Origin of the sequence: Mycolicibacterium aichiense (genome assembly GCF_010726245.1) — a bacterium.
GTDB lineage: Bacteria > Actinomycetota > Actinomycetes > Mycobacteriales > Mycobacteriaceae > Mycobacterium > Mycobacterium aichiense.
The window spans coordinates 5816259-5830241 of sequence record NZ_AP022561.1 but is presented as its reverse complement, the minus strand read 5'-3'; the positions used below and the strand labels follow the sequence as shown (position 1 = coordinate 5830241).

Annotated in this window: 13 protein-coding genes and 1 tRNA gene; 3 read left to right on the top strand and 11 right to left on the bottom strand. The window is 67.7% G+C overall.

Annotated features, from left to right (window positions below):
- Positions 1–19: 19 nt before the first annotated feature.
- Together G6N32_RS27940 and crgA are read right to left on the bottom strand one after the other, a co-directional pair.
- Positions 20–439: a PH domain-containing protein gene (locus G6N32_RS27940; protein WP_115317963.1), complete on the bottom strand. Its 420-nt coding sequence runs from the start codon at positions 437–439 to the stop codon at positions 20–22.
- 155 nt (positions 440–594) lie between these two features.
- Positions 595–876 carry a cell division protein CrgA gene (gene crgA / locus G6N32_RS27935; protein WP_036342287.1) on the bottom strand — a complete coding sequence of 94 codons (282 nt, stop codon included), beginning with the start codon at positions 874–876 and terminating at the stop codon, positions 595–597.
- A 49-nt stretch (positions 877–925) separates the two neighbouring features.
- Here crgA and G6N32_RS27930 point away from each other — a divergent pair, with 49 nt between their 5' ends.
- Complete coding sequence (locus tag G6N32_RS27930) at positions 926–1717, top strand: DUF881 domain-containing protein (protein WP_115317964.1); 792 nt, start codon at positions 926–928, stop codon at positions 1715–1717.
- Positions 1718–1745: 28 nt separating this feature from the next.
- The gene (locus G6N32_RS27925) at positions 1746–2429 is read left to right on the top strand and encodes an aminodeoxychorismate/anthranilate synthase component II (protein ID WP_115317965.1); all 684 of its coding nucleotides are present in this window, start codon (positions 1746–1748) and stop codon (positions 2427–2429) included.
- On the opposite strand, the gene pknB is transcribed toward G6N32_RS27925, so the two are convergent.
- The 7 genes from pknB to G6N32_RS27890 all read right to left on the bottom strand — a co-directional run bounded on the left by pknB (position 2413) and on the right by G6N32_RS27890 (position 12150).
- Positions 2413–4296, bottom strand: a complete 1884-nt coding sequence (pknB, locus tag G6N32_RS27920; protein ID WP_115317966.1) for a Stk1 family PASTA domain-containing Ser/Thr kinase — start codon at positions 4294–4296, stop codon at positions 2413–2415. The genes G6N32_RS27925 and pknB overlap by 17 nt on opposite strands.
- The gene (locus G6N32_RS27915) at positions 4293–5576 is read right to left on the bottom strand and encodes a protein kinase domain-containing protein (protein WP_115317967.1); all 1284 of its coding nucleotides are present in this window, start codon (positions 5574–5576) and stop codon (positions 4293–4295) included. The genes pknB and G6N32_RS27915 overlap by 4 nt, the downstream gene beginning before the upstream one ends.
- A 31-nt stretch (positions 5577–5607) precedes the next feature.
- Positions 5608–7083 (bottom strand): D,D-transpeptidase PbpA, encoded by a 1476-nt coding sequence (pbpA, locus tag G6N32_RS27910; RefSeq protein WP_115317968.1) that lies wholly within the window; start codon positions 7081–7083, stop codon positions 5608–5610.
- Complete coding sequence (locus G6N32_RS27905) at positions 7080–8483, bottom strand: peptidoglycan glycosyltransferase RodA (protein ID WP_115317969.1); 1404 nt, start codon at positions 8481–8483, stop codon at positions 7080–7082. Before G6N32_RS27905 ends, pbpA begins: the two co-directional genes overlap by 4 nt.
- A complete protein-coding gene (locus G6N32_RS27900; protein ID WP_115317970.1) occupies positions 8480–10090 on the bottom strand; it encodes a PP2C family protein-serine/threonine phosphatase in 1611 nt (536 codons plus the stop codon). Before G6N32_RS27900 ends, G6N32_RS27905 begins: the two co-directional genes overlap by 4 nt.
- Positions 10087–10554, bottom strand: coding sequence for an FHA domain-containing protein FhaB/FipA (locus G6N32_RS27895; protein WP_115317971.1), 468 nt, complete (start codon positions 10552–10554; stop codon positions 10087–10089). The genes G6N32_RS27900 and G6N32_RS27895 overlap by 4 nt, the downstream gene beginning before the upstream one ends.
- Before the next feature lie 150 nt (positions 10555–10704).
- A complete protein-coding gene (locus G6N32_RS27890) occupies positions 10705–12150 on the bottom strand; it encodes an FHA domain-containing protein (protein ID WP_115317972.1) in 1446 nt (481 codons plus the stop codon).
- A 225-nt stretch (positions 12151–12375) separates the two neighbouring features.
- Between G6N32_RS27890 and G6N32_RS27885 the strand changes: the two genes are divergently transcribed.
- A tRNA-Leu gene (locus G6N32_RS27885) sits at positions 12376–12458 on the top strand.
- Positions 12459–12595: 137 nt separating this feature from the next.
- Here G6N32_RS27885 and G6N32_RS27880 read toward each other — a convergent pair.
- On the bottom strand, positions 12596–12841 hold the full coding sequence (locus G6N32_RS27880; RefSeq protein ID WP_115317973.1) for a hypothetical protein: 246 nt from the start codon (positions 12839–12841) through the stop codon (positions 12596–12598).
- Between the two features lie 54 nt (positions 12842–12895).
- Positions 12896–13969, bottom strand: a complete 1074-nt coding sequence (locus tag G6N32_RS27875) for a GGDEF domain-containing protein (protein ID WP_115317974.1) — start codon at positions 13967–13969, stop codon at positions 12896–12898.
- Positions 13970–13983: the final 14 nt, after the last annotated feature.

Genomic DNA, 13983 nt, shown 5'->3' with positions numbered 1-13983 from the left:
TCAGTGCTTTCTCAACGAGTTACCGGCGGCCCGCGAATCCGGCGTCGGTCAGCGCGTCCAGGACCTCGACCGGGTCGGTTCCCAGGTCCCACCGACTGAGCACGATCAGCCGGTCGGCCGTCGTGTCGATCTCCAGGAGTCGGACCTTGCGACCGATGCGGCGGAACTCGGTGATCCGGATCAGCGTGATGTCGGCTCGGCGCAATGTCTGGGCGCGGAACCACCCGCGGTACACCAGGGCGTCACCAGTGATAGCCAGCCGGGGTCGCGCCCGCCATGATCCGATCGCGAACGCGACCAGTCCGAGCGCAGCAATCGCCGTGAGGATCCGCCCGGGCACGTCTGTGATGACGGTCACACAGACGATTGCCATCAAGACACCCCCGATCCCCAGAGCTGCGATGGCGGGAGTTTTCGGCGCCCAATCAGTTTGCTGCACAGCTGCCTCCGACACCTCTACCGCGAGGTATGCAGTTATCCACAGGTGCTATCAACAATGGGGATGAATCACACGCGTGTGATTGGGTGACCAGGAGGTTGCCAGCCCGGGAACGGTGTTCGCACAGCATGAAGCAGCCGAGGTATCGCGGCCGGTCAGCGCCACCGCATCGTCAGCAACAAACCGGAGATCATGAAGCCGAAGGCGATCGCGTAGTTCCAGGGGCCCAGCTTGGCCATCCACTGCAAGGCGCTCGGAGTGTCGTACCCGGAGGCGGCCAGCTGGAACACCAGCAGCCAGGCCAGCCCGATCAGCATCAGGCTGATGAACAGCACCACGAACCACACGCTCGACGGTCCGGCCTTCACCTTGACCGGAGTGCGGCTCACCGGGTTGACCGTGAAGTCGTTCTTCTTGCGAACCTTGGACTTGGGCATGGGTACCTTCGGGCCGGGATCTTCTGCGACGATGGTGCGCAGATCGTCTATGAGATTAACGCAGCGGCGCCGTGACCCGACAATTCCGGCGGCAGCAACGACGGGTGCCACGCGCTCGCCGTGGCGGTTCGGTGTCCCGGTGGTGTGCCTGTTGGCAGGCGTTCTGCTGGCCGCCACCCACGGTGTCTCCGGCGGCAGCGAGATCCGCCGCAGCGACTCACCCCGGCTGGTCGACTTGGTGCACGACGCGCAGCAGTCCGTCGACCGGCTCAGCGCCCAGCGCGACGCACTGGCGTCGCAGATCGACTCCACCCATGGCGGCGGATCCGGCACCGCACTGGCGGCCATGCAGGCTCGCGCCGACGAACTGGCCGCCTCTGCCGGGCTGAATCCGGTACACGGGCCCGGCCTGGTGGTCACCCTCTCCGACGCCCAGCGCGACGCAAACGGGCGCTTCCCCCGCGACGCGTCCCCCGATGACCTCGTGGTCCACCAGCAGGACATCCAGGCCGTCCTCAACGCGCTGTGGAGCGCCGGCGCCGAGGCGATCCAGATGCAGGATCAGCGCATCATCGGCACGTCCGCTCCGCGCTGCGTCGGCAACACCCTGCTGCTCAACGGACGCACGTACAGCCCGCCGTACACGGTCACCGCGATCGGCGACGCTTCCGCGATGCAGTCCGCCCTGGCGTCCGCTCCCTTGGTCACGCTCTACAAGCAGTACGTCGTGCGGTTCGGGCTCGGCTACACCGAGCAGGTCCGCGACGATGTCCAGGTCGCCGGTTACACCGAGCCGGTGCGGATGCGCTACGCCCAGCCGGCGGGTCCGGTGGGCTACTGACCTGTACCACCCCAGGTAACCTGGCCTGATGCAGGTGTTGGTGGTCGACAATTACGACAGCTTCGTGTTCAACCTCGTCCAGTATCTGGGCCAGCTCGGGGTGGACGCGCAGGTCTGGCGCAATGACGACGACCGCCTGGCCGACGAGGCCGGCGTTGCCACCCAGTTCGACGGGATCCTGCTCAGCCCTGGACCGGGTACGCCGGAACGTGCCGGCGCCTCGATCCCGCTGGTTCGGGCGTGCGCCACGACCGGCACCCCACTACTGGGTGTGTGCCTCGGGCATCAAGCGATCGGTGTGGCATTCGGCGGGACCGTCGACCGCGCGCCCGAACTGCTGCACGGCAAGACCAGCACGGTCTATCACACCAATATCGGTGTGCTGCACGGACTTCCGGACCCATTCACGGCGACGCGCTACCACTCGCTGACGATCCTGCCGGAAACCATGCCGGCCGAACTCGAGGTGACCGCGCGCACCGAGGGCGGCGTAGTCATGGCTGTGCGCCACGTCGAACTGCCGATCCACGGCGTGCAATTCCACCCGGAGTCGATCCTGACCGAGGGCGGTCACCGGATGCTGGCCAACTGGCTGGGCTTCTGCGGACAGGCCCCCGAGGAGTCGCTGGTGCACCGCCTCGAACAAGAGGTCGCCGACACCGTGCGGCACGCCATCGGCGGCCAGCCCGAGCTATCTACGACGCAAAGCTGAGGGTGATCGGGTCGCTGAACTTCACCGGCGTGCCCGGCGCCGGACTTTGGGTCACCACGGCTGCGGACTTCTGCCCGCTGTTCTGCACGTCTGCGCCCTTGTCGAGTATCCCCGTCCACCCCAACGCCGCCAGCCGCTGTGAGGCGTCGGTCCAGAACATGCCCCGCAAGTCCGGCATCACGAACTGATTGCCCTTGGACACCTTGATCTGGATCACGGTGTCCTGAGGCACGGTCTGTCCGTTGGGCGGATCGGTGCCGACCACTTGACCGGACGGTTCCGTGCCGTCCGTCGGAACCGGCAGCGTCTTGAGGAATCCAGAGGCCGTGAGGATCTGCTGGGCGACGTCGACCGTCTGTCCCGCGACGACCGGCACCTCGGCGGTCTGCGGCCCGTTGCCCACGACCACCGTGATTTCGTTGGTGATCGCTGAAGTCTGGTTGGCCGGCGGAACCGTCGACAGCACCTTGTCCTTCTGGTCAGGCGTGGACGGTGAGTTCACCTGCTTGAACTTGGTGAAGCCGGCGTCCTTGAGCTTCTGGACGCATTCGCCGTAGGACAGGCTGGCGGAGCAGTCCGGAATCTCGCGCTGCTCGGGACCGTAGGAGACGTTGATGGTGATCTCGTCTCCCGCGGCAGCCATCGAGTTGGCCGGCGGATCAGTGCTGATGACGCTGCCCGGCGGAATCGTGTTGTCCGCCTTCTGCTGGCTCCGGATCTTGAAGCCCTTGTTCTGCAACGCCACCACAGCATCCTGCTGTGCCTGCCCGCGTACATCGGGCACCTGCAGATTGCGGGGGTTGCCGCTGACCATGTTGATCCCGATGGTCACCACCACCGTCAGGATGGCCAGCACCGCGACGACGATCAGCCAGCGCCCGATCGACCCGCCCGCCCGGTCATTCTCGACCAGCGCGCCGTGCCGCGGCATCTCGTCGGTCTCGTCCCCGCGGGAGGGCGCCGCCGGCGCCGCGTTGAGCATGGAGGTCCGCTCGGCGGCGCTGAGCACCTTCGGTGCCTCAGGGGCTTCGCCGTTGTGCACCCGCACCAGGTCGGTGCGCATCTCGGCGGCGGTCTGGTAGCGGTTGTCCGGGTTCTTCGCCAGCGCCTTGAGCACCACCGCGTCCAGCTCCGGGGAGATGCCCGAGTGCTTCTGCGACGGCGGCACCGGATCCTCGCGGACGTGCTGATAGGCGACCGCCACCGGCGAATCACCGACGAACGGCGGCTCGCCGGTCAGGATCTCGTAGAGCACACAGCCCAGCGAATAGACGTCGGAGCGCGCGTCGACCGGCTCGCCGCGGGCCTGCTCGGGCGACAGGTACTGCGCGGTGCCGATCACCGCCGCGGTCTGGGTGACGCTGTTGCCCACGTCGGCCAGCGCCCGGGCGATGCCGAAGTCCATGACCTTCACCGCGCCGGTCTTGGAGATCATGATGTTCGCCGGCTTGACGTCGCGGTGGATGATGCCGTGCTGATGGCTGAAATGCAGCGCCTGGCAGGCGTCGGCGATGATCTCGATGGCCCGGCGGTACGGGATGGGGCCGTCGGTGTGCACGATGTCGCGCAGGGTTACGCCCTCGACGTACTCCATCACGATGTACGGCAGCGGGCCGTTGGCGGTCTCGGCCTCACCGGTGTCGTAGACAGCCACGATCGCGGGATGGTTCAGCGCGGCGGCGTTCTGCGCCTCGCGGCGAAACCGCAGGTAGAAGCTCGGGTCTCGGGCCAGGTCGGCGCGCAACACCTTGACCGCGACGTCGCGGTGCAGGCGCGTGTCGCGGGCCATGTGCACCTCGGACATGCCGCCGAAGCCGATGATCTCGCCCAGCTCGTAGCGGTCGGACAGGTGCTGTGGGGTGGTCATCGTGGTTTCTCGTCGGTGTCAACAGCCTCGGACAGCGAACCAACACCGAGGCTGGCAGCGCTGAGTCGGGGTACCCCGATCTGCCCTCCAGGAATACCGCCGAGGTGGCGTTCCGTCCAACCCGACGGCGCGACCTGACTGGTGGGCGGGGTGACGGTGTCGGTGACAGTCTGCTCGACGGGCTTGTTGTCCTTGCGGTCTTTGTCCGCGAGCACGATCAGGATGGCGCTGATGATCGCCAACGCCCCCAGCACGCCGGCCGCCCACAGCAGTGCCCGCTGGCCGGAGGAGAAGGTGCGCCGCGGCGGCGGCGGGCGGTGACTGCCGGTGTTGGCCCGTGGCCGCGTCCCGGTCGGCGGGGCGGCGGCAGGCATCCGCGGCGAACTGCCCGGGATCGAGGCCGGGGTGGCGCGGATGGTCGGCGCGGAGTTGGGCCGCGGCGGGCGCCGACCCGCCCGCACGGCGGCGGTCGCGTCGGCGAACTGACCACCGTTGCGGTAGCGCATGCCCGGGTTCTTCACCAGGGTGATCTCGATCAGCTCGCGCACGTTCGGCGGCAGGTCGGCAGGCAGCGGTGCCGGCGTCTCCTTGATGTGCTTCATCGCCACCGTCAGTGCACCGTCGCCGATGAACGGCCGCTTACCCGAAACCGCTTCGTAGCCAACAACTCCCAGGGAGTACACGTCGCTGGCAGCGGTGGCGTCGTGACCCAGTGCCTGCTCGGGGGCGATGTACTGGGCGGTGCCCATCACCATTCCGGTCTGGGTGACGGGCGCGGCGTCGACGGCTTTGGCGATACCGAAGTCGGTGAGCTTCACCTGACCGGTCGGCGTGATCAGGATGTTGCCCGGCTTGACGTCGCGGTGCACCAGTCCGGCGGCGTGGGCCACCTGCAGCGCGCGTCCGGTCTGCTCGAGCATGTCCAGCGCGTGCCGCAGCGACAGCCGGCCGGTGCGCTTGATCACCGAGTTCAGCGGCTCACCGTTGATCAGTTCCATCACCAGGTAGGCGGTGCGGCCTTCGCCGTCCATATCGGTCTCGCCGTAGTCGTGCACGGCGGCGATGCCGGGGTGGTTGAGCATGGCGACGGTGCGCGCCTCGGCGCGGAACCGCTCGACGAACTCCGGGTCCGACGAGAACTCCTGCTTGAGGACCTTGACCGCGACCCGGCGTCCCAGCCGGCTGTCGACGGCCTCCCACACCTGACCCATACCGCCGGTGGCGATCAGCCGCTGCAGCCGATACCGGCCGGACAGCGTGACTCCTACGCGGGGGCTCATCGCTTGCCTCGCTTCGCTCGCCTGCGGGGGCTCATGACGCCCCCTGCAATGCTGCCGCGATCGTCGCCCGGCCGACCGGGGCGGCCAACGCGCCACCGGTGGCGTTCAGCCGGTCACCGCCATTTTCGATCAGCACAGCGACCGCCACCTTGGGGCTCTGTGCTGGGGCGAAGGCGATGTACCAGGCATGGGGAGGGGTGTTGCGGGGGTCGGTACCGTGCTCTGCGGTCCCGGTTTTGGATGCGATCTGCACGCCGGGGATCGCCCCTTTCTGCTGGGTCATCTGTTCGGCGCCGATCATCAAATCCGTAAGTTTAGCCGCGACCTGCGTCGATACGGCACGCCGCTGTTGGGCAGGTGCCGCCGTGCTGATGCTCGACAGGTCCGGACCCTTGAGGCTGTCCACCAGGTACGGCTGCATCATCACACCGGAGTTGGCGATCGTCGCCGCCACCAACGCGTTCTGCAAAGGTGTCACCGCCACGTCTTTCTGGCCCATGCTCGACATCCCCAGCGCGGCGGCGTCGGAGATCGGGCCGATGGTCGACTCCGCCACCTCCAACGGGATCGGCGCCGGTGGGGTGTCGAACCCGAACGCCTGCGCGGTGTTGCGCAGCGCGTCAGCACCCACCCGGATACCCAATTCCACGAAGGCTGTGTTGCACGAGCGGGCGAACGCCTCGCGTAGAGACGCGGTGGGCGCGCTGCCGCACGGCGTGCCGCCGTAGTTCTCCAGGGTCGCGGTGCTGTTCGGGAGTTGGATCTGCGGGGCGCTGGTGAGCTGATCGTTGTCGGTCACACCGTTCTGCAACGCCGCCGCGGTGGTGATCACCTTGAACGTCGACCCGGGCGGGAAGGTCTCGGAGATGGCCCGGTTGGTCAACGGCGAGCTGGGGTCGTCGCGCAGCTGCTCCCACGCGGCGCCCTGTTCTTCGGTGTCGTGGGTGGCCAGCAGGTTGGGGTCGTACGACGGCGAGGACACCATCGCCAAGATCTTTCCGGTGGACGGCTCCAGAGCCACTACCGAGCCGCGGCATCCGCCGGTGCAGCCCCGCTGCATCGCTTCCCACGCGGCTTGCTGAATGCGCGGCACGATCGTGGTGTCGACATTGCCGCCGCGTGGGTCGCGCCCGGTGAAGAAGTCGGCGAGCCGACGGCCGAACAACCGCTGATCGGAGCCGTTGAGGATGCCGTCCTCGGCGCGCTCGAGTCCGGTGCTGGAGTAGCGCAGCGAGTAGAACCCCGTAATCGGTGCGTAGACAAGGGGATTCGGATACACGCGAAGAAACCGGTAGTGGCCGTTGGTGGATACCGAGTAAGCCAGCAGCTGTCCGCCTGCGGTGATCTGGCCGCGCTGGCGGGAGTACTCGTCGAGCAGCACACGCTGGTTGCGCGGGTCGGCCCGCAGACCGTCGGCGCGAAAGACCTGGGTGATCGTCGCGTTGAGTAACAGCAGCACGATCAACGCCATGATCATCACCGAAATACGGCGCAGGGAAGTGTTCATACGCGCTCGATCACCTCGGTGCTCGACGACGCGATCGGCGCATGCGGATTGGTGATGATCGGTCGCCGGGCGGCGTGCGAGATCTTCACCAGGATCGCCAGCAGCAGATAGTTGGCCACCAGGGACGAGCCGCCGTAGGACATCCACGGCGTGGTCAGGCCGGTCAGCGGGATCAAGCCGGTGACACCCCCGACGACGATGAACAACTGGATCGCCAGTGTCGAGGCCAGCCCGGCGGCCAGCAGCTTGCCGAAGCTGTCGCGCACGGCGATGGCCGTGCGCAGCCCGCGCACGATCACGATCGCGTAGAGCATCAGTACCCCGGCCAAGCCGACCAGGCCCAGCTCTTCTCCGATCGCGGCGATGATGAAGTCCGTCGACGCGGCGGGCACGGTGCCCGGTTGGCCGTTGCCCAACCCGGTGCCGAAGATGCCGCCGGTGGCAAAGCTGAACTGCGACTGCACCATTTGATAGCCGGTGCCCTCAGGGTCGCCGAACGGATCCAGCCAGGTCTGGACCCGCACGCGGACATGGCCGAACAAGTAGTAGGCCACCACGCTGCCTGCGGCGAACAGCGTCAGGCCGATGACCACCCAGCTGAACCGCTCGGTGGCGATGTAGACCATCACCAGGAACGAGGCGTACAGCAGAAGTGAAGTGCCCAAATCCTTTTCGAAGACCATGACGCCGACCGAGACGATCCAGGCCACCAGCAGTGGGGCCAGGTCGCGGGGTCGGGGCACGTCGGTGCCGAGGAAGTGCTTACCGGCGCTGGTGAACAGGTCGCGCTTGGCCACCAGCACCGCGGCGAAGAAGATCAGCAGCAGTATCTTGGAGAACTCGGCGGGCTGAATACTGAAGCCGGGGAGCCGAATCCAGATCTTCGCACCGTTGGTCTCGGAGAAGTGACTGGGCAGCAGCGCCGGGATCGCCAGCAGCACGAGGCCGACCAGACCGCAGGTATAGCCGTAGCGGGCCAGGATGCGATGGTCCTTGAGGAAGACGACCACCAGCGAGAAACCGAGCACGCCGACCAGCGTCCACAGCATCTGCTGTTCTTCGCTTGGTCCGCGTTGCGGGGCGATGGCGCCGCCGATCAGGTCGAGGCGGTGGATCATCACCAGGCCAAGTCCGTTGAGCAGAGCGACAACTGGCAGCAGGACCGGATCGGCGTAGGGCGCGAACCGCCGGATGGCCAGGTGCGCGCACACGAACAGGGTGAGGAACGCCAGCGTCGAACTCGCCAGGTCCCAACTGATGCCCTGCTCCTGGTTGGCCTCGACGATGAGCAGTGCCACCACGGTGATGAAGGTGGCGAAGCACAGCAACACCAGTTCGGCATTGCGGCGGGTCGGGGTCGCCGGCGCCAGCGCGACGGGTGCCTGCGGTTGGGTACTCATGCCGCCGCCCGGCAGTCGGTGCCCGGCTTCTGCGGCGCGGCAGGTAGTTGGGTCACCGTCGGAGCGGGGCTCGGCGCAGGTGTCGGAGCAGCCGAAGTCGTTGGGGCGACGCCGCTTTCAGTGGGAGACACGGTAGGGCTCGATGATGCCGCCGGCGGCAGTGGCATGCTCGGCGACGGAGCGGGGGTCGACGCAGAGGTCGGCGCCGACGCAGAGGTAGGCGCCGCCGCAGTGGTCGGTGCGGTCGTGGGAACGGATGCCGGCCCCGGCGCGGGAGATGCGCTCGGAGCCGGAGTCGGGGTGGCAGGCGGAGCCGGGATCGGGGTGCTGGTCGGCGGAGGCGCGCACGGGGGCAGCACCGAACTGTGCGCCAATTCCCGCAGCTGGCCGATCGCGTCGTCGAGTGTCCCGGCGGGAAGCCCGGCCGAGACCTGCGCGCGCTCCGACGGCCGAAGATCCTGCAATCGCATCAACTGGCAGCCCAGCGAATCGGTCGGCTGGCCATAGCTGATCTGCGACAGCTCGTTGCGGTCGTTGAGGCAGCCCAACAGGTACGGCTCCTGCAGTGAATATCCCAGGATCGAGCCTTGGATCCCGCGCATGATCGCGACGGTGCCGTTTTCGGCGCTGACGTAGTAATTGCTGCGGATGATCTGCCTGCCGACCGCGAGGCCGGCGAGGATCACCAACAGGATCACGGCGGTGGCGATGATCATCCGCCGTCGCGAGCGAGGCTTCGGTGGTGGTTCAGGCTCGGCGATCACCCGCTTGGCAGGCGCAGGCCGGGGGTTGAATGCCGAGGCGCGCCCGGCCGCGGTGTTGGGCGGGGCGACGTGATCGTCGGCCCCGGAGACCGCACCTGCCAGGATCGGCTGGGTCTGGCCGCCGTAGTCATGGTCGACGACATCGGCCACCACCACCGTGACGTTGTCCGGTCCGCCACCGCGCAGCGCCAGTTCGATCAGGCGGTCGGCGCTCTCGGCGACGTCGTCGATCTGCAGAGCTTCCAGGATGGTCTCCTGGCTGACCGGGTCGGACAGCCCGTCGGAGCACAGCAGATAGCGGTCGCCTTCCTTGGCTTCTCGCATGATCAGGGTCGGCTCGACCTCGTGACCGGTGAGCGCGCGCATGATCAGCGAGCGCTGCGGATGGCTGTGGGCTTCTTCGGCGGTGATGCGCCCCTCGTCGACGAGGGTCTGCACGAAGGTGTCGTCCTTGGTGATCTGGCTCAGTTCGCCGTCACGCAGCAGATAGCCGCGCGAGTCACCGATGTGGACAAGGCCAAGTCTGTTGCCGGCGAACAGGATTGCGGTCAGCGTTGTCCCCATGCCCTCGAGCTCGGGCTCCAGCTCGACGTGGGCGGCTATCGCGGAGTTGCCATCGCGCACCGCGGAGTCGAGTTTGCTCAGCAGGTCGCCGCCGGGCTCGTCGTCATCGAGGTGTGCCAGCGCGGCGATCACCAGCTGGGAGGCCACCTCGCCGGCTGCGTGTCCGCCCATACCGTCGGCGAGGGCCAGCAGGCGCGCGCCCGCGTAGACGGAGTCCTCATTGTTGGCGCGGACCAGACCCCGGTCGCTGCGGGCGGCATAGCGAAGGACAAGGGTCACGGGCGCAACTCGATCACCGTCTTGCCGATGTGTACCGGCGTGCCAACCGGAACGCGTACTGCCGTCGTCACCTTCGCCCTGTCGAGGTATGTGCCGTTGGTCGATCCTAGGTCTTCTACGTACCAGTCGGCACCGCGCGGCGACAGCCGGGCGTGCCGGGTCGACGAGTAGTCGTCGGTCAGCACCAGCGTGGAGTCGTCGGCGCGGCCGATCAGCACCGGCTGGGTGCCCAGGGTGATCCGGGTGCCGGCCAGTGCTCCCTCGGTGACCACCAGGTAGCGGGCGGCGTGCCGTTGCTGACGGGACGGCAGGAGCGCGCCGCGCAGCGCGAGGCCGCGGCGGACCATCACGGCGCCGGTCGGCGCGTAGATGTCGTTGCGCAGGACGCGCAGCACAGACCAGATGAACAGCCACAGCAACAGCAGGAAGCCGGCGCGCGTCAGCTGCAGAACTAACCCCTGCATCCGGCGTCCTCTCCGTCCTCGTGCCCCGCTCGCCGTTCCCGCGATACCAGCAGGCACCGGGCCGACTTCGGCACCGTCACGATACTTGGACGCCGGTGGGTACGCGGGTGAAGCCACTCCGCGTCAACCAAGCTGCGACCTCTGCCGACCTCAGTGAACGCGGACGATGATCTCGGAGTGGCCCAGCCGGATGACGTCGCCGTCGGCCAGCTGCCACTCCTGTACCGGGGCGTTGTTCACCGTGGTCCCGTTGGTGGAGTTGAGGTCGGACAGCAGCGCGACCTGGCCATCCCACCGGATCTCCAGATGCCGGCGTGAGACACCGGTATCGGGCAGCCGGAACTGGGCGTCCTGGCCGCGGCCGATGACGTTGGCCCCTTCGCGCAGCTGGTAGGTACGTCCGCTGCCGTCGTCGAGCTGCAGGGTGACCGCGTGCCCGGCGGACGGGTATTCGCCCTGGGCGGGCGGCTGGGCGTATCCGCCGTAACCGCCGCCGGCGGGCTGACCGTAGTCGTAGTCGCGCCCGGCGGGTTCGGCGTAGCCGCCCTGCTCGTAACCCCGTCCAGCCGGCTGACCGTAGTCGGGCTGGCCGTAGTCCTGGCGGCCGTAGCCGCCGGCAGGCTGGCCGTAGCCTTGCTGCTCATAGCCGCCCTGGTCGGGGTAAGCGGGTCGAGGCTCGGGACGGCCGTAGCCGGCGTCTTCGTGCCGGCCCGGCCCGCGGCCGTAGTCATAGTCGCTGGACGGTGGGCCCTGGGGTGCGTAGCCGCCGCCTTGCGGCGGACCGTAGGAGGGTGCGCCGTATCCCGGCGGCGGGCCCTGCCGATAGCCCTGGTCATAGCCCTGGCCCTGGTCGTAGCCCTGGCCGCCGTAGCCGCCGGCCGGGGGACGCTGCTCGGGGGCCTGGCCGTAGCCCTGGCCGCCGCCATATCCACCCTGCTCGGGGTAGCCCGGCCGCTGGCCGTAGCCCTCGTTGGGCGGGGGGCCGTAGCCACCTTGTTCGGGCGGATAGGGGCCACGCTGCTCGGGGGCGCCGCGCTGCTCGTCCTGCGGGCGCGGATAGCGCTCGTCGTAGTAGTCGTCGCCGGGCCGCCCCTGACCCTGGTCGCCTCGGTAGCTGGGGTCGTTGCTCATCGCTGGTACTCCTGGTTCTGCGGTGTACGCCTGGTTCGATTCTGGCGGGGCGGTTGTGGCGAGGGACGGGTGGGGGTCGGCGTCCGGGTTGACGACGCCGCGCGCACGGTACTGGCCGGTGTGCAGATTCGGCGACTGCTCGAACCTGACGACCAGATCACCATACGTTTGCCATCCCTGATCACGGATGTAGCCGCCCAAGTGTTTGGCAAAAGTGTCCGTGGTGAGATCGCGATCGGCGCTGACCTTCTCGAAGTCAGCTGGACTGAGCGTAATGACGTACTCGTTGGGGGCCAAAAAACGGTCATGGGGAAGGGTTTGCACACCTGCAGAGGCTTCCCGCCGCAGCGCAGCTTCCACCTCCGCCGGGACGATTGATCCGCCGAATACCCGGGCGAATGCGTCGCCCACGGTGTTCTCGAGTTTGCGCTCGATGCGTTGAACCAGACCTCTCTGGTTACTCATCTCACCGCCTAGCTCGAGTACGTGTGCGTGTTGCGTCGACGCTTGTTCACCTTGATGCTATCGGCCCAGGTCGACGCGCCGTCACCATGAGAATTCTGAGAATCGTGTTAGACCAGGTCAGGGCACCGGCGACGGGACTGTGACAGGGGTCGCTAGGCTGGTCCGAGCCGCGGGCGCGAGTTGAGGTTCACCCCCTCGACCGTGATACGCTCCCCCGGTTGTTTCGGGCGAGTGGCGGAATGGCAGACGCGCTGGCTTCAGGTGCCAGTGTCCTTCGGGACGTGGGGGTTCAAGTCCCCCTTCGCCCACACAGTGGAGAAAAACCCCGGCTTTCCGCCGGGGTTTTTCTGTTGGCGGCAACCGCAACCGCCAGGGCTGTGTCGTGGCTGGCCCACCAATCGGTGGCGCTGAACCCGGCCATCCTTGCCCAACAGCGCACTCTCGCTCAGGCGTGCCCGGCGTGATGCGTGCCGGGCGGGTCGTCGTCCTCGGGATCGATCACCGTGCCGTATTCGTCGACCCACGGGGGCAGAGGCGTTCGGGCATAGCCGTAGTAGTAGCCGGTCGGCGACCACGCCGGTAGCGGTTCACGCCGGCGCCGCCGGCGCACGAAAGTCACCGCGATGGTGACGATTCCCACCACCAAGAATGCGACCAGCGCCACCTTGGCGACGACGATAAGCACCGTCATCGGCCGAGCGGCCGGCGGGTGGACACTCGACCACGGGCCGGCCACGACCGCAGGTCATACGGCTGCATGACGCACCTGATTCCCGCCGGCGCGTTTGGCCGCGTACATCGCGGCATCGGCGGCCTCGACGAGTTCGTCGAGGAGCCGCAGGTTGACATGGGAGCCGTTGTTCAACGGTGCGCAGGCGGTGCCGATGCTCGCCGTCACCGGTACCGGTAGTTCGGCGATGGCGCGGCGCAGCCGTTCGGCCACGACATCCGGCGAATCGGGGTGGTCGACGTCGGCGATGACGAATTCCTCCCCGCCGGACCTGCCGATGATGGCGGAGAGGCCGCAATTGTCGGCCAGCGCCTCGCTGATCCTGATCAGCGCGGCATCGCCGGCCGCGTGGCCCGCGGTGTCGTTGAGGCTCTTGAAGCTGTCCAGATCGATCACGATGACCATCAGCCGGCTGGCCGCGGTGTCGTTGCGCATGATCAGCTCGTAGGCCGACTGGTGAAACGAGCGTCTGTTGTGCAGCCCGGTCAGGGGGTCACGGCCCGAGCTGCGCAGGTCGACGCGCAGCGTCTGGGCCAGCGACAAGACGCCGAATGGCAGGCCGATATTGAGCGTCGCCACGATCGCCACCGCCGCGGCCGTCAGATAGATGTCGCCGGTCGAGGAAACAACGCGGACGGCCAGGATCACCGCGCAGATAGCGGCTATCGCACCGTTGGCGATCACCTCGTGGGCGGTGTGGAAGTAGGCGACAAAGCCGCCGATCACGGCGAACGTCGCGCACCCCATCAGCCCCACGTAGTCATTGGAGTACGACAGCGCGGCGGCGGCGATGGTCGCGGTCGAGGTGAACGAGAACAGCAACGACTGGCGACGGGTGGGCCACCGCAGCAGAAAAGGGACCGCTGCCGCCAATGCCACCGCGGCCGCGACGACGCAGACCGTGACTGCTACCGGGCCGTCCGGCCCTTGCGGGCTTTTGATCATCAGCGCCGTCGACGACGCGAGAGCCAGCGTCGCGGTGAAGATCAGCGTCCGCCAGATGCCCTGCTGATCGCGGTCATGCAGGTAGACGCTGATCCAGTCGTATTGGTCGGCGTGACGGGGTGGCAGCGCTCCCCACCGAAGCATGTGTCATCCCCATT

Bases quoted from the DNA above. Each gene is read 5' to 3' on its own strand.
- crgA (WP_036342287.1), bottom strand. From the start codon at position 876: ATGCCCAAGTCCAAGGTTCGCAAGAAGAACGACTTCACGGTCAACCCG.
- G6N32_RS27925 (WP_115317965.1), top strand. From the start codon at position 1,746: ATGCAGGTGTTGGTGGTCGACAATTACGACAGCTTCGTGTTCAACCTC.
- G6N32_RS27895 (WP_115317971.1), bottom strand. From the start codon at position 10,554: ATGCAGGGGTTAGTTCTGCAGCTGACGCGCGCCGGCTTCCTGCTGTTG.
- pknB (WP_115317966.1), bottom strand. From the start codon at position 4,296: ATGACCACCCCACAGCACCTGTCCGACCGCTACGAGCTGGGCGAGATC.
- G6N32_RS27875 (WP_115317974.1), bottom strand. From the start codon at position 13,969: ATGCTTCGGTGGGGAGCGCTGCCACCCCGTCACGCCGACCAATACGAC.
- pbpA (WP_115317968.1), bottom strand. From the start codon at position 7,083: ATGAACACTTCCCTGCGCCGTATTTCGGTGATGATCATGGCGTTGATC.
- G6N32_RS27930 (WP_115317964.1), top strand. From the start codon at position 926: ATGAGATTAACGCAGCGGCGCCGTGACCCGACAATTCCGGCGGCAGCA.
- G6N32_RS27880 (WP_115317973.1), bottom strand. From the start codon at position 12,841: ATGACGGTGCTTATCGTCGTCGCCAAGGTGGCGCTGGTCGCATTCTTG.
- G6N32_RS27890 (WP_115317972.1), bottom strand. From the start codon at position 12,150: ATGAGTAACCAGAGAGGTCTGGTTCAACGCATCGAGCGCAAACTCGAG.
- G6N32_RS27915 (WP_115317967.1), bottom strand. From the start codon at position 5,576: ATGAGCCCCCGCGTAGGAGTCACGCTGTCCGGCCGGTATCGGCTGCAG.
- G6N32_RS27905 (WP_115317969.1), bottom strand. From the start codon at position 8,483: ATGAGTACCCAACCGCAGGCACCCGTCGCGCTGGCGCCGGCGACCCCG.